Origin of the sequence: Olsenella sp. kh2p3, assembly GCA_900119625.1 — a bacterium.
In the GTDB taxonomy this organism is placed as follows: domain Bacteria; phylum Actinomycetota; class Coriobacteriia; order Coriobacteriales; family Atopobiaceae; genus Tractidigestivibacter.
Genome location: FPKD01000006.1, coordinates 77,283 through 101,098, shown reverse-complemented (window position 1 = coordinate 101,098; position 23,816 = coordinate 77,283). Strand labels below are relative to the sequence as shown.

Genomic DNA, 23,816 nt, shown 5'->3' with positions numbered 1-23,816 from the left:
GCGCACCCGGCGCTTCCCTCATTAAACCTAGCAGAAGACCTACTCGCCCTCGACGGTCTTGAAGACCTCCTGGGCACCATCCTTGAAGGTGATGATCAGAGTGGACTTCACGGGGTCGCCCGTGCCGGAGTAGGAGATGTCGCCCGTCACGCCCTGGGCGGTTCCAGAGGCGATAGCGTCGACGACGGCCTGCTTATAGTCGTCAGAGCCATACGCGGCCTTACCGTCCTTCTCGACGGTCTCGATGGCGTTGAGGAGAATCATGGCCGCATCATAGCCAAGAGCGCAGAAGTTGGAGGGTGTGTCGTTGTACTCGTCCTTGTAGGCCTTGATGAAGTCCTGGACCTTCTCGTCCTCGTTCTCGGCCACGAAGGAGCAGTCATAGTAGCAGCCCTCGAGGTCCTCGGCGCTCGCGTACTCCTCGTCGCCGCCAACGATGTTCGACCAGCCGTCGGCACCCAGGAAGACGCCGGTGTAGCCGAGCTTCCTCGCCTGGGTCACGATCTTGCCGTCGTCCTGGTAGTAGTTGGGCGAGAAGATCGCGTCAGGCTTGGTGGCAATGATGTTGGTGAGCTGGGAGTTGAAGTCGGTGGCGCCGGAGGGATAGCCCTCGGAGTCGCTCACATTGACGCCCTTCTTGCCGGCCTCCTCGGTGAAAGCGTCAGCGACGCCCTGCTCGTAGTCGCCACCCTGGTTGTAAATCACGCCCACGGTCTTGTAGCCCTGGTCGGCGACGAAGTCGGCCATGAGCCTGCCCTGGTACGGGTCGGTGATGCAGGCACGGAAGTAGTTGTTGCCGTAGGAGATGACGTCAGCTGCGGTTGCGGAGGGAGTCACGCAGGGCATGTTGTCCTTGACGGAGGCCTGTGCCACAGCGATGGTGGGCGTGGAGGTCACGTCACCGATGATGCCCACGACGCCGTCCTCGACGAGCTTGTTATAGACGTTGACGGCCTCGGTGGCGTCGCCCTTCTCATCCTGGGTGTCGAGCTCGACCTGCTTGCCGTTGATGCCGCCCTTGTCGTTGACCTGCTTGACGTAGAGCTCGGCGCCATAGCGGCAGGCGAGGCCGTACTGGGCCACGTCACCGGTGTAGGGGCCCATGAGGCCGACCTTGATGGTGTCGGAGCTGGAGCCGGAGTTCCCGCCGCAGGCGGCAAGGCCAAGGCCCATGCCCGCGACAGCACCGGCCTTGACGAAGTTGCGCCTGGAAATGTTGGTGTTCATACGTACCCTCCCTTGTCTTGGCCGCGCGGGTTCCCACGCGGAAGTTGTGGACAACTGTATGGAAGGGAGACGGGGGCGCGAGCGCCGTACCTGAAAGCTTATTCGAGACGTAACACATGAAGCCGCTTTGTAACATGCGAGAGCTGGGAATACGTTGCGATGTTTGCTTCCCTATGGGCAGAGGTGCCTTCTAAGCAGCCCTGGCATCTCTGTGTCGCAAGATAAGCGAAACCACAAGCGTGCCAACGGCGGCGCCGCAAAGGTCTATGAGAACGTCTCTAGGAGAGGACTCCCTCCCAGGCACAAAGCGTTGGATTGTCTCGTCTGCCACAGGGATGAGGGCAACCACCAGAGGGCCAAGCCAGCGCGGAAACCTCCCCTCGCGCGCAGGGAGAAGAAAGGCCGGCACGCCCAGGGCGCCGAGGACCGCGTACTCGAGGAAGTGGGCCGTTTTGCGCACGGCAAAGCTCATGGCCGCCTCGCCCGTGACGCCCAGTGCGTTGAGAAGCGGCGCCACAATGGCCACCACGCGCGAGCTCTCAAGCGACGATTCCGGCCCTTGCACGAGCGAGTGGCCCCACACGAAGGCAACCCACAGGCAGAAGACGAGCACCCACCTCTTGTGGTGGGTGCTCGTCCCAAGTCGTCCGTATGCGGACCTCGAGGACTCCCCCATCCCTTCTCGCATCACGCCTCCAGTGCCTCGGCGTGCGAGACGGGCGTCTCACCAGCAAAGTGACGCGGCCGGTACCCGTCAGGAGTGGCAGCATCGCTCCCGCTCGAGCCCATGTGGCGTCCCTGGGCGCGCAGCGACGAGGTCTGGGTGCCGCCCTCGATGACGCGCAGGTAGTCGCGGGAGGACCTGCGGACAGCGGCGGAGGGGTTGCGCGAGAACTCCTCGGCAACCAGGTAGTCAACGTAGGTCTCGGTATCCACAACCTCCGGGTGTCCAGCGGGTGGCCTGAAGTAGAGGAACTGCGTGTCCTGCTCGATGCCGTCCGGCTCGTCGAGCGAGTCCTCGTCGCCCACGCAATCCGAGAAGGGCTCGAGCGGCGCAGGCGCGGCGACCTTTGGAGAAGGCGATGCGGCGACGGTCACAGGTGCTGGAACTGCGGACCCCCTGCCATGGATCTTCTCGTCCATGGCCTTGAGCGCGCGATCCCAGTCGTCTTCCGTGACGTCCTCGACGCTTCGCTTCTCCGGGTACGCGTCCTCCTCAACGGGGGCAACGCGGCGTGAGATGTCGCGTGGGCCAGCCGACATGAACTGCAGGTCGTCGATGCCCGCGGAGCCAAACTCGGAAGGAATAGCGTCCTCCGCCGCCTCATCCATGTTGATGGGCCCAGAGATAGAAGGACCAACCGCTGCTGTCCACCACGTGGTTCCCACGTCTCCCACCGAGCCGTCCGCGCGCTCGATCACGGGAAGACCGTCCATGCGGTTGGCGTCTATGCGAGCCGAGAGGGTTGCGGCCACACCCTGCGCGCGCGTTGCCATACGCTGGCGGAAGGTCTGCTTGCTCACGTAGTTCTCGGCGATGTCCTCGTAGTCTCGGGCGGCATGCCGGCCCTTGGCGCTGCTGCCAAAAGCGGCCTCCGAGACCTCCTCGGCCTTCTCCGCAGAGCTGAGGCGGCCAATGCGCTCCCAGTCTTCTGGGCGCATGTGGCGCGGCGCGTGCGCGGCGCGAGGGACGTCGCTCTGTTCGGTATCCTCTGCGGCCTCTTCACCCTCTTGGCTGGCATCGCACTGGCTTGCTGCCGCACGGCTGCGCGCGATGGCATTTATCAGCGCATAGGTGCCAATGGTGACAAGGACGCCTCCGGCAAAGCTCACGATAAGCGCGTTGGCGGTGTCGACGTCGAGGCTCGTGAGGTCAACACTTGAAAGGTCGATGCTCGAAAGCGCATCCAAAGGGGCAAGACCCTCTGCTGCAAAGGCGGGTGCGGGTGTACCAAGGGTAGCAACGCCGAGAAGGCCTGCGACAACCGCTGGGCTCCTCCTGCACGTCATCTTGCTGCACCTCCCGATGCCCATTGCTTCGAGGCAGTACAGCGTTAGACGAACAGGGCTACCTGTGACCTATAGCACGCAACCCACAAGGATGGATGCGCGCAGGTGAGCAACGGCGTTGTTCGTCTTTGGCTGCATGTGCCGTCGCGACACTCACGTGTCATGAAAACTACGTATCAGACTATACTTTTCACCACGCCAAATGCAAGCAGGGAATTGTTATGGGGAGGGCAAAATGGCCAACATTGCGGTGGTTACGGGGGCCTCATCGGGAGTTGGGCGCGAGTTTGTCCGCCAGTTTGACCGCGGGGCGGGCGGTCCTCTCGACCAGATTTGGGTCATTGCGAGAAACGCCGAGGCACTTGAGGTGATTGCTGAGCAAACCGCAACGCCCGTGCGCGTGTTTGCACTTGACCTCACAAAGCGCTCCTCCTATGAGTGCCTGCACGACGCTCTGGAGGAAGAGGCTCCCACGGTGCAATGGCTTGTGAACAGCGCCGGCTTTGGCAAGTTTGGCGACTTTGGCCAGATCTCGGAGGAGGACGAGGGCAACATGGTGCGCCTCAACTGCCTTGCCGTGGTCGAGGCCACGTATCACTGCCTACCGCACATGGTTGCCGGCTCGCGCGTGGTGAACATGGCGTCGATTGCGGGGCTCATCCCCCAGCCGGGTCTCTCGACCTACTCAGCGACCAAGCGCTTCGTGGTGGATCTCTCGCGCACTCTCGACTACGAGCTTGGACCCGTGGGCATTCACGTGTGCGCCGTGTGCCCCAAGTTCATGGAGACAGGCTTTCTCGCCAACCCAGGCGACGCGCGGGAGGTGCGCCGCATGACCACCATTGGCTACGAGAAGCCCGCGGACGTTGTGAGAAAGGCGCTGCATGCGGCGGTACTGGGGCGCTCCACCTGCGTGACCTCGCCGGACATGATGGCGGCGAGCGTCGTGGCGAAGGTCCTGCCTGCGAGCTGGGTCATGCGGGCGCAGGACCTTCTCTTCACCGCATGCGCGGGCGAGTAGGCCGGGGACGCATCGCTGCAGCTGCGACAACGCGCTCTCCGGCGCCAAAACGGCGCCGGAAGTGCGGTTTTGTACGTGATTGCTGCGACAACGCTCCTTCGGGCGTCAATTTGACGCCCGAGGACCCCTTTTGTACCCATCCGCTGCGGCAAAGCTCCCTCCGGCGCCATAACGGCGCCGGAGGGAGCTTCTCGTACGCAATCCCTGCAAAAAATACGCCCCGGCGTCATGCTTTATCGCCGGGGGACGTAATCGCAACGAGTAAGAGCTAATGCCGAGACCTACATCACATACTCGCTCTGCGCGGCCTTCTTGGCCGAGCGTATGAGGAACTCCTCGTTGGAGTTGGTGGCCTTGAGGCCCTTGACCAGCGCGGAAGCCGCACGCTCGGTGTTGTTCATGTTGGCGAGCACGCGGCGGATACCCCATACGAAGGGCGTGAGCTCGGCGGGCAGGAGCAGGTCCTCATTGCGGGTACCCGAGGAGACCGGGTCGATTGCGGGGAAGATGCGCTTGTCGGCCAGCTCGCGGTCAAGCTTGAGCTCCATGTTGCCGGTGCCCTTGAACTCCTCGAAGATGACCTCGTCCATCTTGGAGCCGGTGTCCACCAGCGCAGAGGCAATGATCGTGAGCGAGCCGCCGTTCTCGATGTTGCGGGCAGCACCCAGGAACTTCTTGGGCGGATAGAGCGCCGCGGAGTCAACGCCGCCGGAAAGGATGCGGCCGCTCGCAGGCTGCGCAAGGTTGTACGCACGGGCCAGGCGCGTGATGGAGTCGAGCACCACCACAACGTCCTCGCCAAGCTCCACGAGCCTCTTAGCGTGCTCGATGACCAGCTCGGACACGGCAGTGTGGTTCTCTGCCGGCATGTCGAAGGTCGACGCCACAACCTCGCCGTGAATGGAGCGCTGCATGTCGGTGACTTCCTCGGGGCGCTCGTCCACAAGCAGGCAGACAAGGTGCACCTCGGGATTGTTGGCAGCGATGGACTGGCAGATCTTCTTAAGCACCGTGGTCTTGCCTGCCTTGGGCGGGCTCACGATAAGACCGCGCTGGCCCTTGCCAATGGGGGCGACAAGATCGATGGCACGGCCGGTGATGGAGTCCCTGCCGCACTCCATGACCAGGCGCTCATTGGGATAGATGGGGGTGAGGTCGCGGAAGCGCGGGCGGCTCTTCATCGACTCGGGGTCGCGACCGTTTACGTGCGCGATGGCAATAAGGGGCGGATACTGGGCGGGGTACTTGGTATTAGTGCGAGCAGGACCAACCGTTCCCTCCACGCGGTCGCCCGGGCGCAGCGAGTAGTTGCGAATGAACTGTTGGCTCACGTAGGCGTCGTTGTCGCCCTTCATGTAATTGCCGGTACGAATCCAGCCAGCGCCGGCGTTGCCAATCTCAAGGATGCCGTCAACGGGGTGGAAGCCCTCGGCGGCAGCTGCCGCCCGATACACGGCCTCGACAAGGTCAGACTTGTGGACCCCAACGTACTCGACGCCTAGCTCGGCGGCCTTGGCGCGGAGGTCAGCCACCTTCATGGCCTGCAGCTCGTCACGGGTAAGCGAGGGTTGGGTTTGGGTCTGTTGGCCGTTGTGACGATTGTGCTGCTTGTGGTTCTGCTGGTTGCGGCGGTTGAAGCTGTTTCCTTCTCCGCCATTGTTGTTAAAGCGATTATTGCCGGAGTTGTTGTTGTAGCTTACACGACGGCGGCGGCCCTGCTGCTGGCCCTGCTGCTCCGGGCGTTGGCTGTGCTCGCGAGGCTGCCGCTGGTAGTGGTTTTGCTGCTCGCCAGCATGGTCGGCCTCGGCAAGCGTTGACGCGGGCATGGGGGCAGGTACCGAGCTTGCCTGCGTTGCCTCCTGCGTAAGGCGCGTCATCTCCGAGAAGCTTGGCTGTTCGTGCTCGATATGCTGCTCATTCTCGGCATGCTGTTCGTGCTCGGAAACCTCTGCGGGATTGGGCTCGTGGTGCTCGGGTGCGGCAGATTCGCTCTTGGCCGCCTCTTCCTTGGCACGCTCATCCGCCTCAATCTGGGCACGCGTGCGGCGGCGACGACGAGGCTTGGGCGCAGGCTGCTCCTCAGTGACGTGTTCCGAAGACTCCTGCACGGGAGACTCTACGGGGGCACTTGCCGCACGCGAAGCCGCCTCTGCCTTGGCTTTCTCGTCCGCCTCTATCTGGGCACGCGTGCGGCGGCGGCGCCTGGGCTTTGGTGCTTCCTCTGGCGCGGCGCCCGGTGCCACGGGGGCCGCCGGCGCCGCCTCAAGCGGAAGCTCGCCCTGTGCCGTACCGGCATCCTCGGCCTTCTTCTTAGAAGTCCGGCGGCGCCTGGGCTTGGGCGCCTCTTCCGCAGAAGGTTGGCCATCCGCAGGCGCAGCCTCAGCGGCGGCAGCCTTTGCAAGCTTGTCTGCCTCGATCTCTGCGCGCGTACGACGGCGACGCCTGGGCTTGGGCGCCTCCTCGGGAACCTCCGCCGGGGTAGCACCCATAAAATCCGCGGGCGTCTCGTCTGCCATGCTGTTTTACCTTTCACTCTCACGCGGGACGCGTGGCGCGCCAAACCGTCGTGCAAATTAATTGATTGATGGGCTTCGTTAAGGCCGTGTTGCTCGATGCGTCCCCTCGGCACGGCTCCGAGACGGCTGCAAGAGAGCCGTCCATCACATGCAAGGAGGGGTTTGTTGCGACGTGCATACATACATCAGAAGCTTGCGTATAGGACGCCGCGTTGGGGTCACTATAGCACGACATGCGCAGCTATGCACGTTGAGGCCACAAAACGAGCCCAAGGTAACGCTACCGCCCGCCCGGCGCTACTCTTCCGTCTGTCCCTCAGGCTTCTGGTTCCTGGGACGGCGCTTGACCACAACCTCCGCAATGCGAGCGGCAAGGAATGCCGCGCGCCTGCTGCCCTGAGGCGTAAGCACAAGGCCAGACGCCCGTGACGGCCCACGCTCGATAAGCCCCTCCAGCACAAGGGACGAGACGGACATGGAGACCGTGGGCTGCAGGAGCCCCAGCGCCTCGACGAGCCTTGTGACCGTGACCGGTTGCGCGTCCTCGGCATACATGGCGAGAAGCACGAGGTCTCCCGCCTTGGCAAAGACCGAACCCATGGCGTCAACGTATTTGACAATGCGCTCGGGAAGCGTGCGAGAAAGCGGCTGACCAGGCAGTATCTCCTTGCAGGTAAGCTCGGAGAGCTTGTCTACGCAGTCACTCCCCTCTGGCGTGATGATGCATACGACGTTACGGCGGTCCACGCCCCCCTCGCCGCGAGAGATGAACCCAAGATCGGCCAGGTGGTTCGTGCGATGCGTCATGGTAGGCCGCAACGCCCCCTGGTACTCGGCGATGGCAGAAGTCTTCATGGGCTCCCCTGCCACCTGCAGGCGGCAGAGAACCGCAAACTCCTCGAACGTGAGTCTGTCACGCGCAGGCTGTGACTGACGCACGAGGTTGTACGCTCTGCGTACTGACATGTACTCGCGCAGGTCCACAAGGCCCACCTTCTCTAGCCGCACCCCGACATATGGGACGACGTTGTAGTGTCAGGCGCCATGCGCCCGTAGCTAACCCGCGACCCTCTTTAAAGAACAATTATATATTAGTTGGTATAAAGCGCCGAAACAACTGCACATTCTTTGAGATTGCTACGGGAACTTACAGTTGGTCCGACGGTACCAAACCGGGGTCTGGGCGGCACGCTACATGCTCTGCGGCGCATGGACCCCGCAGAACTCGAGCGTAAGGGCGAGCACCCTGCGCGTGGCGTCCACGGCGGCGAGACGCGCCTTGGAAAGGCCCTCGTCCACCGGACGTCCCTTGCTGGGCAGCACTTGGCACACGGTGTAGAAGGAGTGGAAGTCACCTGCCAGCTCCTCGGCGTAGTGAGTGAGGCGGAAGGGGGCGCGATCGCGCGCGCAGCCCTCCACCAGCGCCGGAAACTCCGAGAGCTTGCGGGCAAGCGTAGCCTCGGTGGGGTCAGTGAGCAGAGAGAGGTCGTACTCCTCGCCTACCGCGCGCCTGGCGACCTCGTCCATGCCGAGCTTCTCGGCCTCCTCGGCAGTAACACCGGCACCCTTGCGCAGGATAGAGCAGATTCGCGCGTGCGCGTACTGCACGTAGTAGACGGGGTTGGTGTTGTCCTGCTTCTTGACCTTCTCGATGTCGAAATCGATCATCTGGTTGCTCGACTTGGAGATGAGCGTGTAGCGTGTGGCGTCAACGCCGACCTCGTCCATGAGCTCCTTGAAGGGGATCATGGTGCCCTTGCGCTTGGACATGCGCACCGGCACGCCGTCGCGCAGCAGGTTCACGAGCTGGCCGAGAAGGACCTCTAGCTTGCCGGGGTAGCCAAGCGCCGTGCAGGCGGAGTCGACGCGCTGGATGTAGCCGTGGTGGTCGGCGCCCCAGATGTCGATCACGTGGTCGACGCGCTGGAACTTGTTCCAGTGGTACGCCACGTCGGAGGCAAAGTAGGTGTACTCGCCGTTTGTCTTGATGAGCACGCGGTCCTTGTCGTCGCCAAGTGCGGTGGAGCGGAACCATAGCGCGCCGTCCTCGTCGCGGTAGAGGTAGCCCATCTCGTCCAGGCGCGCGAGGGCGCGGTCGACGGCCGAGGTGCCGTCCTCGCCCTTCTCGTAGAGCGAGCGCTCGGAGAACCACACGTCAAAGTGGCAGCGGGACTCGTCAAGCGTGCTCTTTATGGACTCGAGCATGAGCTTGTAGCCGCGCTCGCGGAACTCGAGCATGCGCTCCTTGGGGTCGGCGTCGACCCAGCGGGTGCCGTCCGTCTCCATGAAGTGGCGGGCTACGTCGATGATGTAGTCGCCGCCGTAGGCGTTGCCGCCAAGGTTCTTGTTGAAGGCGTCCATGTAGGGGTGGAGCTCGGGGTGTGCGTCCTCCTCGTCCTTCACGAAGGCCTTGCGGTCATCGAGAAGCACCTGCACGGCCTCGTCGAGCGAGCAGCCGCGCTCGGAGACAACCTGGGCGAGCTGCAGGTAGCGCTCGGCAACGGAGTTGCCAAAGACGTCCATCTGGCTGCCGTGGTCGTTGATGTAGTACTCGCGCTCCACGCTGTAGCCGGCGTGCTCCATCACACGGCAAAGCGAGTCGCCAAGCGCCGCCCAGCGGCCGTGACCAATGTGGAGCGGGCCCACGGGGTTGGCCGAGACAAACTCGACCTGGACCTTCACGCCGGCGCCAATGTTGGAGCGCCCAAAGTCATGGCCCTGCTCGCGTACCGTGCGGAAGACCTCGTTGTTTGCGGCAGCGGAGAGGTAGAAGTTCACAAAGCCGGGACCGGCGACCTCCACCTTGGAGATGCCGGGGTCCTTCTCCATGTGGTTCACGATTGCCTGGGCAATGGCGCGGGGCGCCATGTGGGCAAGACGGGCGGAGCGCAGGGCGAGCGTGGTGGTCCAGTCACCGTTGTTGGCGTCTGCGGGGCGCTCAAGGCCAAGGTCCCCAACCTCGAAGGCAGGCAGGTCGCCCGCTTCCCGTGCGTCCGCGACGGCCTTCCTGACGAGCTCCTCAATCTTCTCGGGCATGTGCCCCGTCCTTCCGTGATACCCGCGCGCCCCCTGGCGCGCTTCCGTGTGCAGCAGTGTAGCAGAGGCGTTGGCAGACGCCGAGGTGCGGCTCTAGTGCACTAGCGCCTCACGCGAGAAGAGCCGCTGCGCTCCTCGGCCGCAAGGTCGCGCCGAAGCGCGGCAAGGCCCTGTTCCAGGCCCACCGGGTAGATCTGCGGGTTGAGGAAGCGGGTGATTGCCGGGTCGAGGTGCATGAGCGCGTTATGGCAGCGCGAGCGGGACTCCTCGATGTCAACCGGCTCGCCTGCGCGCTTGCCATGCTCAACGTAGCAGGTGAGAAGCTCGCGCGGGGTGCCGGAGAGGCTGTAGGACGAGAAGGGGTCGAGGATGTCCTCCATGCTCGTGGCCGCGGTGGCGTCGCCGCGCGTGTAAGAGTCGTCGAGGATCATGTCGCCCACGGGGCAGTGGTCGTCGTCGAGGAAGCGCAGGACGTGCTGGACGCCCGGGATGGTGCGCTTGTAAGCCTGCTCGGAAAGCTTGATCACGGGGTTCCACGGGGCGTCCGCCGAGTCGCGCACAGCCGAGAGCTTGTAGACGCCGCCGAGCGAGGGCTGGGGGTCGCAGGTGGCGAGCTTGGTGCCCACGCCAAACGAGTCGATGGGGGCACCCTGCGCGTAGAGCGACTGGATGGTGTACTCGTCCAGGTCGTTCGAGGCAGAGATCTTGACGTAGGGCAGGCCGGCGTCATCGAAGGCCTTGCGGGTCTCCTTGGTGAGCTTTGCCAGGTCACCCGAGTCGATGCGGATCGCCGCCAGGCGCTCGCCCGCTGCCTCCATCTCCTTGGCCACCACGATTGCGTTCTTGATGCCCTGGTGGACGTCGTAGGTGTCGAGGAGCAGCACACAGTTCTTGGGGCTCGACTTGGCGAAGGCACGGAACGCGTCAAGCTCGGTGGGGAACGCCATGACCCAGGAGTGGGCGTGCGTGCCAAAGACGGGGATGCCGTAGATCTTGCCCGCCAGCAGGTTGGAGGTGGAGCTTGCGCCGGCGATGTAGGAGGCACGGGCAACGGCGAGACCGCCGTCGGGACCCTGGGCGCGCCTCAGGCCAAAGTCGGACACGGGGTGCCCCTCGGCCGCACGCACCACGCGCGAGGTCTTGGTTGCTACAAGGGTCTGGAAGTTCACGAGGTTGAGCAGGGCCGTCTCGATGAGCTGGCAGTCGATGAGCGGGCCCTGGACGCGCACCATGGGCTCGCGCGGGAAGACCACGTCACCCTCGGGAACGGCGTGGATCGTGAGGTCAAGGTGGTGGTTGCGGAGGTACTCGAGGAAGGCTGGCTTGAACATGGAGCCGCCGCCGGGCGCCGGGATGCTGGCCAGGTAGTCGATGTCCTCGTCGTCGAAGACGAAGTTCTCTACCAGGTCGGGAATCTGTCCCATGCCGCAGGCCACCGCATAGCCGCCGCCAAAGGGGTTCTCGCGGAAGAAGGCGTTAAAGGTCGCCTGCGTGTCCACAAGGCCCGATTCCCAAAACCCCTGGGCCATCGTGAGCTCGTAGAGGTCGGTGTTGAGCGAGACGTCGGTTGGCTTGGTGCGGTCCGTGAGCGACATGGTGATACTTCCTCCCATTGGTTGGCGCGGGAAGCGCAGCTCGCCCGTCCCGCGCCGGGTTACATGCTGCCGTGTGCTATCCGAGCGCCATGGCGAGAAGCCACACCACCGCCACGACGACTATGACGGCGATGACGATCTTCTGGCCCTTAGGCATGCGCAGGTCATCGTCATCGGGCTCCATGAGCTGGCGGCCCTTCTCGCGCGCCTCGGCAATGCGACGCTGCTCAGCGGCCTCCTTCTCGCTGGCGGCCTGCTCCGCCTTCAAGCGCTCGAGCTCCGCGCGCTCGCGGGCAGCCTCCTGGGCCTCCTCGCGGGCGGCCTTCTCGGCGCGAAGCCTCTCGAGCTCTGACCTCTCCTCGTCGGAGAGCGGCGTGTTCTCTGGCATGGGACCTCCAAGGTAGGCGCGACGGGCGCGCGGTTCCTACAGTTGCAGAGTCTATACCCCTTTGGGGCCGGCAGGTGCGTCGGATGCGCTCGTCTCGCCGCCCTTGAGCTCCGGGCCCTCGACGCCGGTCGCGTCGAAGGCAGGCACGAAGCTCTCCGAGACGGTGCCGCCCTCCTGCCACCAGATGTTCTCGAAGCCGAGGTCGTCCGCGTGGCAGAGGACGATCTCGTACTCCTCGTTCGTCACCGCGCGCGCGAGGTCGCCACCGGCCTTGCGGCAGGCGTCGTTGGGCGTGTACTGGTTCATGACCGAGAGGTCCGCGGCGTTTCCGCAGGTCTCCCAGACGCGATCGAGCACCGCGCAGGAGTCATCCACGTGGCCGGGAAGCACGAGGTGGCGCACGATGACGCCACGCTTCATCGCGCCGTCCTCCGTGAGCAGGCGGCCGCCAGCCGCGCTCACGGCGGAGACCATCTCGCGCAGAGCCGCTGCGGCGACGCTTGGGTAGTCGCGCGCGGCGGAGAGCGAGCCCGCCAGTGCGGGGCTTGCGTACTTGAAGTCCGTGAGCCAGATGTCGATGACGTCCGACATCGCGCGGACGACCTCGGGCAGCTCGTAGCCGGAGGTGTTGCAGACCGTGGGGATGACAAGGCCGTTCTCGCGGGCGAGAAGCACCGCCTCGCGCACCGTGGGCGCAAAGTGCAGCGGAGTCACGAGGTTGACGTTGAGCGCACCCTGTGCCTGAAGCTCGAGCATCATCTCGGCGATGCGCGAGGTGGAGACGGCGAGGCCGAAACCCTCCTGGGAAATCTGGTGGTTCTGGCAGAAGCGGCAGCGCAGGGGGCAGCCCGTGAAGAAGATGGCGCCCGAGCCTGCCTCACCCGATATGGGCGGCTCCTCCCAGAAGTGCAACGCCGCCCTTGCGACGCGCGGCGTTGCGGTGGCGCCGCAGACGCCGGCCTTGCCCTCGGTGCGTGCCGCGCCGCAGCGGCGTGGGCACAGCTCACAGGCGTCGTAGGAGGATGCGTCCAGCTTGGCGAGAAGACCTTCCATCCCAGCCATGCTCCCATCGGGGTTGGAAACGAGATAAGAAAAAGGGCCCAAGCTTTGTGCCCGGGCCCCACAGATTCCATGGTGGAGATGAAGGGATTCGAACCCTCGGCCTCTGCCTTGCGAAGGCAGCGCTCTCCCAGCTGAGCTACATCCCCAGGCGCGCATGCGCGGGAGCCATTGTCGCAATTTGGCGCGGCCATGTCAACGGCAAAGTGCGGGATTTGCGAAAGAGCACCACAGGACACCGCTGGCCAAGCGACACCGGAAGGCCGCTTTCGTACGCCCTTGCTGCGATAATGCACCCCCCGGCGCCAGGTTGACGCCGCAGCGACGGTTTCGTACGCACCTGCTGCCAAAACGCGCCCCCCGGCACCAGGTTGACGCCGCAGCGACGGTATCGTACGCCGTTGCTGCCAAAACGTGCCCTCCGGCGAGAAAATGGCGCCCAAGCGGGGGTTTTCGACGGGATTATGTACGAGACGCCTTCTCGGGCGTCAAATGCGCGCCCGAGCAGCGACTTTGTACGTAAATGCCGCGGTATCGTGCCTTCGGGCGTCAAATGCGCGCCTGAGCAGCACTTTTCTCCGCCCGGACTGCGGCAATCGCCCGTCACGAGCCGCCTGTAAACAGAAAAAGCCGCCCCCTGCGGATACGATTATGAACCCACCTTCATAAGGTGGGTGTCCTCATCGCCCGTTCCGGCTTCCTCAACAACGGAGGATCCCCTTCCAGGACGAGATGTCGGACTCCCTTGTAACGCTTGTCGGTTCACCCAGTTTGCACCGCAGGGGGACGACAAGACCAATGTAGGCGAACGCGCGCCCAGATGCCAGTCTTGACATGGCGAGCGGTGCCCGCACAATGGATGTGTGGGCACTTTTTGCGCATCATGCAATAACGGCTCAAATGAACCGCAGCTAAACGGCCATGCTACTCCATACCTCTCCCCCATCGCTGCTGCTAAGCAGCACGTTTTCCCACGTTTCTGTGTATTATGTCTCGCTAGGAAAAGACGGCGAGCAAGAGGAGGTGTCAAACGGTGCCCAGATACTGGCTGTCGTTTCTCTGCCTGTTCGCCGCTTCTCTCGCCTGTGCGCTCGCCGTCACACCCCTCGCCAGAAAGTTTGCCATCCGCGTTGGGGCAGTCGACTACCCCAACAAGCGACGGGTAAACAAGACTCCCATACCACGCATGGGCGGCATTGCTATTTTTGCGGGCATCGTGGCTGCGTTTGTGGTGCAGTACATTGGCACGACTTACTTTGGCTGGCCGGTTGTTCTCGTGCCGTCTCCGCGTCTCACCGTTAACTACTGGATGCTGGTCCTTGCGTTTGTCATCATCTTCACAACCGGCATGCTTGACGACAAATTCACCCTCACTCCTCGTGCAAAGCTCCTTGGGCAGGTGCTTGCCGCCACAGTAGCGGCGATGGGCGGCCTGGTCATCGGCGTTATTGCCAACCCCTTTGCGCCCGGCGAGTTTATTGAGCTTGGCTGGCTCACCTACCCCGTGACCATCATCTACCTGGTTGCCTACGTAAATATCATCAATCTCATTGACGGCTTAGACGGGCTTGCCGCGGGAATCTCGTGCATCGCCAGCGTAACCATGTTCGTACTCTCGATCTGGGCAGGTCGCCTGGACGCCGCGGCACTCGCTTGCGCCATCGCCGGGTCCACGCTTGGCTTTCTCCACTACAACTTCCATCCGGCAAGCATCTTCATGGGAGACTCCGGCTCGCTCACGCTGGGGTTTGCGCTGGGCACCATCTCGCTTCTCTCGGTGACGAGAATCGCAGGCCTCACCACAATCATCGTGCCGCTGGTTATTGCGGGAATCCCCATCATTGACACGTTCTCCGCCATTGTCAGGCGTACCCGCGCGCACGTGAGCGTGGGCAGGGCGGACCGTGGGCACATTCATCACCGCCTACTTGCAGAGGGCTTTGACCAGAAGCAAGCCGTTCTCGTGGTGTATGCCTGGACTGCGCTCCTCTGCGCCGGCGCGCTTGTCATGACGCAGGTGACCACGATTCCGCGAATCTGCATCTTCCTGGTGCTGCTGGTGGCTTCTGGGGCCTTTGCAAACCACTTGCACCTCTTCGAACCCGTCCTGCGCCACCACAAGGATCCTCGCACGGGTGACGACGAGCTCGTGGGGCCAGATGACCCCGCCTTTGCCGAGGAGTCCGAGAAGGCCCGCGAGCGCCGCGAAGAGAGGCGAGAGGAGCTTCTCGGCATCCGAACGGAGAGCAAGGACAGGGGCGAGAAGCACCAGTAGGCCCCGGTGGCTAGGATGACCGCCGCTACACATTCGGACCCGAACCTGTGACCCGCGCAGGCCGCAACACGTTCGAACGACGAATGTGTTGCATCGTTCTCGCCATGCCCGGAACGGGATTCATTTACCGGGCAACGGAATCCCACTGCCCGGAAAGAAAATCCCACCCACGAAAAAAGCGGCACCGGGAAATCCCGATGCCGCCGGAAAGGCAAAGCTACAGCCCAGATTGTCGCGCGCTACTCAGCGTCAGCAAGGGCCTTCTTGGCAACGCCAGCAAGGTCGGCGAAGGCCTTCTCGTCGCTGTAGGCGATCTCGGCGAGGACCTTGCGGTCCAGCTCGACGCCGGCAAGCTTGAGGCCGTGCATGAAGGTGCTGTAGGAGAGGTCGTTCATGCGGGCGGCAGCGTTGATGCGCTGAATCCACAGGCTGCGGAAGTCGCGCTTCTTGTTGCGACGATCACGGTACTGGTACTGGCCGGAGTGCTGGGCCTGCTCCTTCATGCCACGGAAGGTGCGGGAGGAAGTTCCGTAATAGCCCTTGGTACGCTCGACCAGGGTCTGACGCTTCTTGCGGCCGGCGACTGCGCGCTTGACTCGAGACATATCTAATCAACTCCTCGTTGAGGGAAAATCGGGACGCGCGAAGCGCCTACTTGGAACCCATGCGCTGGGAGACAACCTTGACGTCGCTGGGGGCGAGCTCGGCCTCCTTGCGGAAGTTGCGGATGCGCTTCTGGGACTTCTTGGACAGGATGTGGCTCTTGAAGGCCTTGGCGCGCATGATCTTGCCGGTACCGGTGCGACGGAAGCGCTTTGCCGTACCCTTGTGCGTCTTCATCTTGGGCATGTTACTTCTCCTTCTTCTCGCTCGTGTCTTCGTCGCCCTCGGGCGTCACATCGAACGCGCCCTTGATGGGGGCGATGAGCATGTGCATGTTGCGACCCTCCATGAGGGGCTGCTGCTCGACGGTGGCCCAAGGCTTGAGATCCTCGGCAAGACGGTCGAGCACGATGCGTCCCTGCTCGGGGTGGGCCATCTCACGACCGCGGAACATGATCGTGATCTTGACCTTGGCACCCTTCTTGAGGAAGCGCATCACGTGGGCCTTCTTGGTCTCGTAATCGCCCACGTCAATCTTGGGACGGAACTTCATCTCCTTGACCTCGACGCGCGCCTGGTTCTTGCGCGCAGCCTTGGCCTTGCGATCCTGCTCGTACTTGTACTTGCTGTAGTCGAGCACCTTGCATACCGGAGGGTTCGCGTTGGGCGCGATCTCCACGAGGTCAAGCCCCTGCTCCTGTGCAATGCGCAGGGCGTCACGCACGCCAAACAGGCCCAGCTGCGAGCCATCGACGCCAATGAGACGGCACGTGCGTGAGGTGATTTCCCCGTTGACGCGAGGACCATCGTTCCTGGCTATCTCTCTACACCTTCCTCTCTCTGCGGCGCCTAGCGCCGCGAACAAAAAATAACCCCCGATGACACACAGCCGTCGGGAGACAAGGGCCACCCATGCCTGGGTGGTGAGAAATCTTTGTCTGACCAGACAGCTGCCGCGTGGGCGCCGTTCAGGTGGGGGCGAGAAGCCCCGCTTAGCATGTTCACGCAGGTGCGATAGTACCGCAGCATTCCGGCTGACGCAACTACCAATTTGCGAGACGTGCGTCTCCACCGAGACAACACGCCACTGCCCGTCGCCGAGAAGCGCTGAGAGCAACTGGTGCCCGAGGTGGGGGTCGAACCCACACGAGGTTTCCCTCAGAGGTTTTTGAGACCTCCGCGTCTGCCATTCCGCCACTCGGGCGCACCGTACGCACCAGAGAACTATACCAGATGCAGCGGGGGTGGTTGGCGTCTTGCGGAAGGGGCGAGAGAACCGTGACCCAGTAACCCCGGTAATTTGGCGACCTGGCTCGACGAGTAGGCGCGGATTCCGAACGGTTAAGCCGGTCTAACCGGCGAAATACCGCGTCTTCCGTACTGTTCCGCGGATTCCGAACGGTTAACCCCATCTAAACGTTCGGATTTTTCCTAAATAGCGGAATCCCGCGCCATTCACGGGGCGGGATTGAGTTGCCGGGCAATGGAATCCCGGGGCGGGATTGAGTTGCCGGGCAATGGAATCCCGTTGCCCGGCAAAAAAGTTGCATGACGCACTAGCGGACGAAGGGGTTGCTCGCCAGCTCCTCGGCCATCGTAGTGGCAGGACCATGCCCGCAGAGAAGCACCGTCTGTGGCGCGATCTCGCGGCCCATACGTTCAAGCGAACGGCGCATGACGTCCGGGTCGCCGCCGGCAAGGTCGGTGCGACCGCACGACCCCGGGAAGAGTGTGTCGCCCACAAAGGCAATCCCTTCCGCCGTGCCCTCCCCCACCAGGCAGATGCCGCCCGGCGTGTGGCCGGGAGTCTCCATCACGCGGAAACGTGCTGTGCCCACCGCAAGGACGTCGCCCTCGGCAAGCAGGCGAGAAGGCTCGGGCGCATCGTCATCGTAGGCAATGCCGGAGCCTGAATACGCCGGGTCACCAGCATGCTCGGCCATCTCGGCGTCGGCCGCCGCAAGCGCGAAGGGCGCACCCGTCGCCGAGACAAGCGCCGCCACGCCGCCCACGTGGTCGCCGTGGCCGTGGGTTGCCGCCACGCACACGACCTTCTCGCCAGCAAGTGCCGCTGCCACGCGCGCACCGGCAGCTCCGGGGTCTACGACTAACGCCTCGCCGGCAGAGACGTAGGCGTAGCAGTTGGTCTGGATGGGCCCCACGACAAAGACGCGCACCACGTCGCCGGCGTCTGACGCCGCAAAGGACCCCGCATCGCGAAAGTAGCTCCTCATGGCTACACCCGCTGCTTCATCTGGTTGGCGCCCTCGCCGGGCATGATGCGGCGCGCGTCGTAGACCGAAGGCACGCGCGAGACGCTGGCGAGAAGCGCGTCCAAGAGGCTCGCGTCGGAGATGGCCACGATGAAGCGCAGGCGCGCGATGCCCTGCTTGCCCGTCTGCGTGGCGGCGGAGAGGATGTTTCCGCCCGCGTCACCGATGGCGATGGTGATGTCCTTGAGAAGCCCCATGCGGTCCGTGGCCTCGACTACGATCTCGACCCTGAACTCGGTCGCGCCGGAGGTGTCCCACTCGACGGGGATCATGCGCTCGGGGTGGTTCATGAGGTCGCGCACGTTGGGGCAGTTGGCGCGGTGCACCGAGACACCGCGTCCGCGCGTGATGAAGCCCACGATGTCGTCGCCGGCAACGGGGTTGCAGCAATGCGCGAGGTGGACGAGAAGGTCCGCGTCGCCCTTCACGACCACGCCGCAGTTGCTGCGGCGCCTGGCGCCCTTGGCAGTCTGCGTGATGGCGTAGGACTGCATGAGGGGCTTGTTCTCCTTGATGGCCTCCTCGCGCTTTGCCTGGCGCTCGGCCTCCTTGCGCGCGGCCTCGAGCTGCTCGGGAGAGCCCTCCTCGAGGATTTCCTCGATGCGGTTGGCGACCTGCTTGGCCGAGACCTTCCCCGTGCCAATGCCGGCAAAGAGGTCGTCGGCCGTCCGGTAGTCAAACTGCGGGTACACGCGCTCGATGGCCTTCACGGTGCGCTGCGTGGAGATGCCGTAGCCGCGGCGGCGCAGCTCGTGGGCAAGGTCGCTCCTGCCCTGCTCGGCGTCGTCCGCGCGCGTCTCGACCGAGAAGTACTTGCGGATCTTGGCGCGCGCCGAGGGCGTGACCACGATGTTCATCCAGTCGCGGCTGGGCTTGGCGTTCTTGTTGGTGAGGACCTCCACGCGGTCGCCCATGTTGAGCTTGTAGGTGAGGGGGACGACCGACCCGTTGACCTTGGCGCCCACGCAGTGGTTGCCCACCTCGGTATGGACGGCGTAGGCGAAGTCGAGCGGCGTGGAGTCGCGGCGCAGGCTCATGACCTCGCCCTTTGGCGTGAAGACGAAGATCTCGTGCTCGAAGAGGTCCACGCGCAGGTTGTTCAGGAACTCGTGCGGATCGTCGATGTCATCCTCGACGGCCCAGTCGAGGCTCCTGCGGATCCAGTTGATCGTCGAGTCGATCGAACGGTCCTCGGCCGACATCTTGCCCTGGGAGTTGCCGGCCTTCTTGTAGAGCCAGTGCGCGGCGACGCCGTACTCGGATGCCTCGTGCATCTCGACCGTGCGGATCTGGATCTCGATGGGCTTGCCGTCGGGGCCGACCACCGTGGTGTGGAGCGACTGGTAGAGGTTGGCCTTGGGCGTGGCGATGTAGTCCTTGAAGCGGCCGGGCATGGGGTGCCACAGCGTGTGGACGGCGCCGAGCGCCGAGTAGCAGTCCCCCACCGTCTGCGTGATGATGCGCAGGGCGATGAGGTCGTAGATGTCCGAGAAGTCCCGGCCCTTGCGGGTCATCTTCTGGTAGATGGACCAGAGGTGCTTGGGGCGGCCGGTGATCTGGTAGTTCTTGAGGCCGACGCGCTTGAGCTCGTCGTCCAGGGTCTTGATGGCGGCCTCGGTGTCGTCCTCGCGCTGGGCGCGCGAGTCCTGGACCATGCGGGCAACGCGCTGGTACTCCTCGGGCTCGAGCCAGAAGAAGGCCAGGTCCTCAAGCTCCCACTTGATGGACGAGATGCCCAGGCGGTCGGCGAGAGGGGCGTAGACGTCCATGGTCTCGCGCGCCTTGAAGAGGCGGCGGTCGGGCGGCAGCGCCGCCAGGGTGCGCATGTTGTGCAGGCGGTCCGCCAGCTTGATGATGACCACGCGGATGTCCTTCGACATGGCGAGGAACATCTTGCGCAGGTTGAGGGCCTGCTTCTCGTCCATCGAGGTCACCTTGATGGACGTGAGCTTGGTGACGCCGTCCACCAGCTCGGCCACGGTCTCGCCAAAGAGGTCCGATATCTGCGCGAGCGTGGCGGGGGTATCCTCCACCGTGTCGTGGAGAAGCGCCGCGCAGATGGTGTCCTCGTCCATGTGGAGGTCCTTGCAGAGGATGAGGGCCACCTCGACGGGGTGGTTGATGTAGGGCTCGCCCGAGCGACGGCGCTGGTCGCGGTGGTAGTCGGCCGCGAAGTGGTAGGCACGGTCGATCTTTGCCCACTCCTCGTCGTCGAGATAGGCGCGCGCGGCCTCCTCGAGGACGCGGAAGTTCGCGGCGTCCGGGATGGCGGGCTTCTTGGCAGGCGCGGAAGCCGCGGGAGCTGACGCGACGGGAGCAGGCGCGACGGGAGCCACAGGCGCGGCAACTGCCGGGGCGGCCGGCTTCCCGACAACGGGAGATGATGCCGTGGACCCCTCCACGGGCGTCGCAGCCATCGCGTCTTGGGCCTTCTCGGCCATCATGCCGTCGTCGCCCATGGTCCCTCCTCCTATTCGCCCACGCGAACGCCAAAATCGGGCGCAATGGGCCTGTTTATCGCAGAGAGCAACTCTTCCTCAGTACATGAGAGTACCCATTCGCCAAACTCGCCGCACGCCTCGCGCTCGCGAATGCCCTCGAGGTAGCGGGCGGAGGCCTCAAGGTCAACGTGGCCGGGGTTTCTCGCCATGGTGATGAGACGCGCGTCGCCAAAGCCCGCAAGCGAGAGCAGGCCCAGTTCGGAGAAGACCTGGATGCCGCAGGCAACAGCGCCCTCGGAAAGCGGCCGCCCCTTAACTGCGGCCATGGCCGCAAGCCGAGAATCCTGCGCGGAGAAGGACGCCTGACCCACGCTGGCAGCACTCTTGGAGACCCCGCGCAACGCACGGTAGAGTGCGGCGAGCTCGTCTCGCGTGGGCGCCACCTGGTCGAGGATGTGCTGAGAGGAAGCAAGGTCGCGCTGGCCAAAGAGCAGATGCACGCAGGCGCTGCTTCCGTCTCGGCCCGCTCGGCCACTCATCTGGTTGAACTCCACGCGCCCCAGAGGCATGTCGTAGAGCACCACGTCGCGCACGTTGGGGATGTTCACGCCCTCGCCAAAGGCACTGGTCGAGACGATGCAGGAGAGTTCACCAGTACGGAACGCCCGCTCGACGCGGGTGCGGTCGGCGCGCGGCAGGCCGGCGTTGTAGAAGGCGACCCTGGGCGCGAGCTCTGGTACCTGGTGGCGGAGGAGCCGCGCAAGCGTCACCGAACGGGCGCGGGAGTTGACGTAGGCAATGCACTTCTCGCCCTCGGCCACAATCGAGACAAGCGCGGGGTCGCGGTCGCGCAGGCCGCGGCAGTCGTCCAAGAAGAGGTTGTCGCGCACGGCAGTGTCGACGATCACGTCCTGGGAGTCGATGCCACAGAGGTCGCATGCGTCGCGCGCAACCTTCGGCGAGGCGGTGGCGGTGACGGCAAGCACCGTGGGCTCGCCGAGCAGTGCGCGAACGCGTGGCAGGTCGCGATAGGCGTCGCGAGACCCGGAGCCAGCAGGCGAGCTGTGGTGCGCCTCGTCCACGACGAGGAACCCCACGCGACCGGAGCGGGCGAGGTCGTCCGCGTGAATGGCCAGGTACTCGGGCGTGGTGAGAACGATGTCCACCTGGCCGGAAGACAGACCCGCGTAGACGCGGGAGCGCTCGTCTGCGGGCGTCTCGCCCGTGAGCACAGCCACGCCCACGCCGAGGGGCGCAAGCTCGTCGGAGAGGTGGTGCGCCTGGTCGGCGACGAGCGCGCGAAGCGGATACACGAAGACGCTGGCACGGTGCCTCGCGAGCGCGGTTCGTGCGGCGTGCACGTGGAAGACGAGCGACTTCCCACGGCCCGTTGCCATCACGCAGAGGGTGGAGCGGCCAGCCTCAAGACGCGAGAGGGCCTCCCGCTGCGCTGGGAGGAGCGGATTCTCGCCGATGAGGGCGCGCACCAGGCTCTGCGTGAGCGCGCCGAAGTCCTGGGGCATCGACGCAGGCGCCGGGGACGGCGGCTCCTCCGGGGAACCCGCTGCCGAAGGGCCGCCCTGGCGGGAGTCCTTCTCGCCACCCCCCTCGCGAGCAAAGAGCTCGTCCACAAAGCTGGGACCAGAGGGCTTCTCGTCCCCACCGTCACGGTAGAGTATGTCCTTGACCATGAGCTTGGGCTTTGTGCGTCCCTGCCAGGTCTCGTCGACAGCCTCGAAGACAAGGTCCACCACGCTGTCCGTAGCGCAGGCGCGCGCGCAGTCCGGCACGCGGAACATGATGGCGGGAACGCAAGAGATACCGTCTGTGGCAAGGAAGCGCAGGTGGGCGCCATCGGCACCAACACGCGAGCGGTTCTTCATGGTGACGCCGCGCACGGCGAAGAGAGGCTTCTTGTTGCCCTGGCCGAAGGGCTGCAGCGCCTCGAGCGATGCAATTGAGGAGACGGTGAGCTCGGAGAGACGCACGACCGCCGTGACCTCACCGCGCGACTCAAACTCTTCTGCGGGGAGGGCATCAAGCACGGACTCCAGGCGGTCGCGGAACTCGTCAAGACGCGACGCTTCGCAGGTCACGCCCACGGCACCGGCGTGACCGCCAAAGCGGACGAGCAGGTCAGAGCACTGCTCGACCGCACGGAATAGGTCAACCGAGCCAACCGAGCGACCGGACCCGCGCGCAATGCCATCCTGGATGGTGAAGAGGATTGCGGGCACGTGGTAGCGGTTCACGATGCGGCTTGCCACGATGCCCTTGACGCCCTCGTGCCAGCCCTCGCCGCCAACAACAATCACGCGGCCACCGTGCCAGGTGGCGGCCACCTTCGCGAGCGCCTCTTCGGTGAGGGTAGACTCTATCTCGCGGCGCTGCCTGTTGATGTCCTCGAGCTGCCCCGCAAGCACCGGTGCCTGGGCGGGGTCGCTCGTCATGAGCAGGTCGATTGCCACGTCGGTGGTGCCCATGCGACCGGCCGCGTTGAGGCGCGGGATGATCGAGAAAGGCAGAGAGTCCGCGGTGACCTCAGAGATATCCTGACCCGCGCAGGCCGCAAGGGCCACCAGGCCGGGACGCGAGGTCCTTCTCAGCCGCTCTATACCGTCGGCGACGATGGCGCGGTTCTCGGGCGAAAGCTGCATCATGTCCGAGAGGGTGCCCAGGGCGGCGACGTCGGTGTAAGAGCGCCAGACGTCCGGCTTCCCCAAGCGCTGGCCCAGCGCCGCCAAGAGCTTGAGCGCCACGCCCGCGCCCGCAAGATCGCGAGAGGGACCGTCCGCCGCGAGCTTGGGGTCCGTCACGGGAACGCCCTGGGGCACAAGGTCTGCCGGCTCGTGATGGTCGGTCACAACCACGTCGATGCCCTGCTCGCGGAGCCAATCGACCTCGTGCTCGGCAGCGATGCCGTTGTCGACGGTCACGATGAGATCGGGCTTGCCGTCTGCCAGCACGCGGTCGAGTGCCGCCTTGGTGAGGCCGTAGCCCTCGCCAAAGCGATGCGGGATGTAGGCGCGGGCGCGCCCGCCCAGCTCGCGCAGGCCCAGTGCGAGGATACAGGTGGAGCTCATGCCATCCACGTCGAAGTCGCCAAAGACGGCGATGTCCTCCCCCGCCCTCACGGCCCGCTCCACACGATCCGCCGCCTCGGCCATGCCTGGAATCACGAGGGGGTCCGCCCAGTCGCGCTCGAGCGAGGGTGTGAGAAACGCCTTTGCCTCCTCGGCGTTGGTGAAACCGCGGGCCGCAAGCACGCGTGCCACAAGGCGCGGCACGCCCAGGGCATCAGCAAGAGACGCCTCGACGCGCGGATCCGCGTCGAGGACGTCCCATCGTCGACTGTCGAGAAGGCCAGACACG

17 protein-coding genes, 2 tRNA genes and 1 other RNA gene are annotated in these 23,816 nt (G+C 64.5%); 2 read left to right on the top strand and 18 right to left on the bottom strand.

The features are described 5' to 3' along the window. Positions 1-39 precede the first annotated feature (39 nt). From BT122_RS07870 to BT122_RS07860, 3 genes are all read right to left on the bottom strand, one after another. Positions 40-1,227, bottom strand: coding sequence for an ABC transporter substrate-binding protein (locus BT122_RS07870; protein WP_072355406.1), 1,188 nt, complete (start codon positions 1,225-1,227; stop codon positions 40-42). Between the two features lie 190 nt (positions 1,228-1,417). Further along, entirely contained in the window at positions 1,418-1,915 is a 498-nt protein-coding gene (locus BT122_RS07865; protein WP_083432390.1) for a VanZ family protein, read from the bottom strand. Further along, the gene (locus BT122_RS07860) at positions 1,915-3,237 is read right to left on the bottom strand and encodes a hypothetical protein (RefSeq protein ID WP_072355405.1); all 1,323 of its coding nucleotides are present in this window, start codon (positions 3,235-3,237) and stop codon (positions 1,915-1,917) included. The genes BT122_RS07865 and BT122_RS07860 overlap by 1 nt, the downstream gene beginning before the upstream one ends. A 235-nt stretch (positions 3,238-3,472) precedes the next feature. Here BT122_RS07860 and BT122_RS07855 point away from each other — a divergent pair, with 235 nt between their 5' ends. Next, on the top strand, positions 3,473-4,258 hold the full coding sequence (locus BT122_RS07855) for an SDR family NAD(P)-dependent oxidoreductase (protein ID WP_072355404.1): 786 nt from the start codon (positions 3,473-3,475) through the stop codon (positions 4,256-4,258). A 281-nt stretch (positions 4,259-4,539) separates the two neighbouring features. Here the strand turns inward: BT122_RS07855 and rho are convergent, their stop codons facing one another. From rho to ssrS, 8 genes are all read right to left on the bottom strand, one after another. Beyond that, positions 4,540-6,774, bottom strand: a complete 2,235-nt coding sequence (gene rho / locus BT122_RS07850; protein ID WP_286130344.1) for a transcription termination factor Rho — start codon at positions 6,772-6,774, stop codon at positions 4,540-4,542. A gap of 297 nt (positions 6,775-7,071) precedes the next feature. After that, positions 7,072-7,782, bottom strand: a complete 711-nt coding sequence (locus BT122_RS07845) for a MarR family transcriptional regulator (RefSeq protein ID WP_286130343.1) — start codon at positions 7,780-7,782, stop codon at positions 7,072-7,074. Positions 7,783-7,965: 183 nt separating this feature from the next. After that, positions 7,966-9,810 carry an arginine--tRNA ligase gene (gene argS, locus BT122_RS07840; protein ID WP_072355402.1) on the bottom strand — a complete coding sequence of 615 codons (1,845 nt, stop codon included), beginning with the start codon at positions 9,808-9,810 and terminating at the stop codon, positions 7,966-7,968. A 101-nt stretch (positions 9,811-9,911) separates the two neighbouring features. Continuing rightward, positions 9,912-11,405: a nicotinate phosphoribosyltransferase gene (locus tag BT122_RS07835; RefSeq protein WP_072355401.1), complete on the bottom strand. Its 1,494-nt coding sequence runs from the start codon at positions 11,403-11,405 to the stop codon at positions 9,912-9,914. Positions 11,406-11,481: 76 nt separating this feature from the next. Further along, entirely contained in the window at positions 11,482-11,793 is a 312-nt protein-coding gene (locus BT122_RS07830) for a hypothetical protein (RefSeq protein WP_072355400.1), read from the bottom strand. A gap of 51 nt (positions 11,794-11,844) precedes the next feature. Next, positions 11,845-12,846, bottom strand: coding sequence for a radical SAM protein (locus BT122_RS07825; RefSeq protein ID WP_072355399.1), 1,002 nt, complete (start codon positions 12,844-12,846; stop codon positions 11,845-11,847). A 79-nt stretch (positions 12,847-12,925) separates the two neighbouring features. Beyond that, a tRNA-Ala gene (locus BT122_RS07820) sits at positions 12,926-13,001 on the bottom strand. Positions 13,002-13,482: 481 nt separating this feature from the next. Then, positions 13,483-13,640: non-coding RNA, 6S RNA (gene ssrS, locus BT122_RS11330), on the bottom strand. Positions 13,641-13,885: 245 nt separating this feature from the next. Between ssrS and BT122_RS07815 the strand changes: the two genes are divergently transcribed. Continuing rightward, the gene (locus BT122_RS07815) at positions 13,886-15,127 is read left to right on the top strand and encodes a glycosyltransferase family 4 protein (RefSeq protein ID WP_072355398.1); all 1,242 of its coding nucleotides are present in this window, start codon (positions 13,886-13,888) and stop codon (positions 15,125-15,127) included. Between the two features lie 239 nt (positions 15,128-15,366). Here the strand turns inward: BT122_RS07815 and rplT are convergent, their stop codons facing one another. The 7 genes from rplT to recJ form a co-directional block, all read right to left on the bottom strand. Beyond that, entirely contained in the window at positions 15,367-15,732 is a 366-nt protein-coding gene (gene rplT / locus BT122_RS07810; protein WP_072355397.1) for a 50S ribosomal protein L20, read from the bottom strand. 46 nt (positions 15,733-15,778) lie between these two features. After that, positions 15,779-15,976 (bottom strand): 50S ribosomal protein L35, encoded by a 198-nt coding sequence (gene rpmI / locus BT122_RS07805; protein ID WP_032111610.1) that lies wholly within the window; start codon positions 15,974-15,976, stop codon positions 15,779-15,781. Position 15,977: 1 nt separating this feature from the next. Further along, the gene (gene infC / locus BT122_RS07800; protein WP_059055621.1) at positions 15,978-16,595 is read right to left on the bottom strand and encodes a translation initiation factor IF-3; all 618 of its coding nucleotides are present in this window, start codon (positions 16,593-16,595) and stop codon (positions 15,978-15,980) included. 253 nt (positions 16,596-16,848) lie between these two features. Beyond that, positions 16,849-16,934: transfer RNA gene (locus BT122_RS07795), tRNA-Leu, on the bottom strand. 352 nt (positions 16,935-17,286) lie between these two features. Then, positions 17,287-17,964 (bottom strand): MBL fold metallo-hydrolase, encoded by a 678-nt coding sequence (locus tag BT122_RS07790; RefSeq protein WP_083432388.1) that lies wholly within the window; start codon positions 17,962-17,964, stop codon positions 17,287-17,289. A 2-nt stretch (positions 17,965-17,966) separates the two neighbouring features. Further along, entirely contained in the window at positions 17,967-20,462 is a 2,496-nt protein-coding gene (locus tag BT122_RS07785; RefSeq protein WP_286130342.1) for a RelA/SpoT family protein, read from the bottom strand. Positions 20,463-20,473: 11 nt separating this feature from the next. Next, the gene (gene recJ, locus BT122_RS07780; RefSeq protein ID WP_072355396.1) at positions 20,474-23,815 is read right to left on the bottom strand and encodes a single-stranded-DNA-specific exonuclease RecJ; all 3,342 of its coding nucleotides are present in this window, start codon (positions 23,813-23,815) and stop codon (positions 20,474-20,476) included. Between the last annotated feature and the right edge of the window lies 1 nt (position 23,816).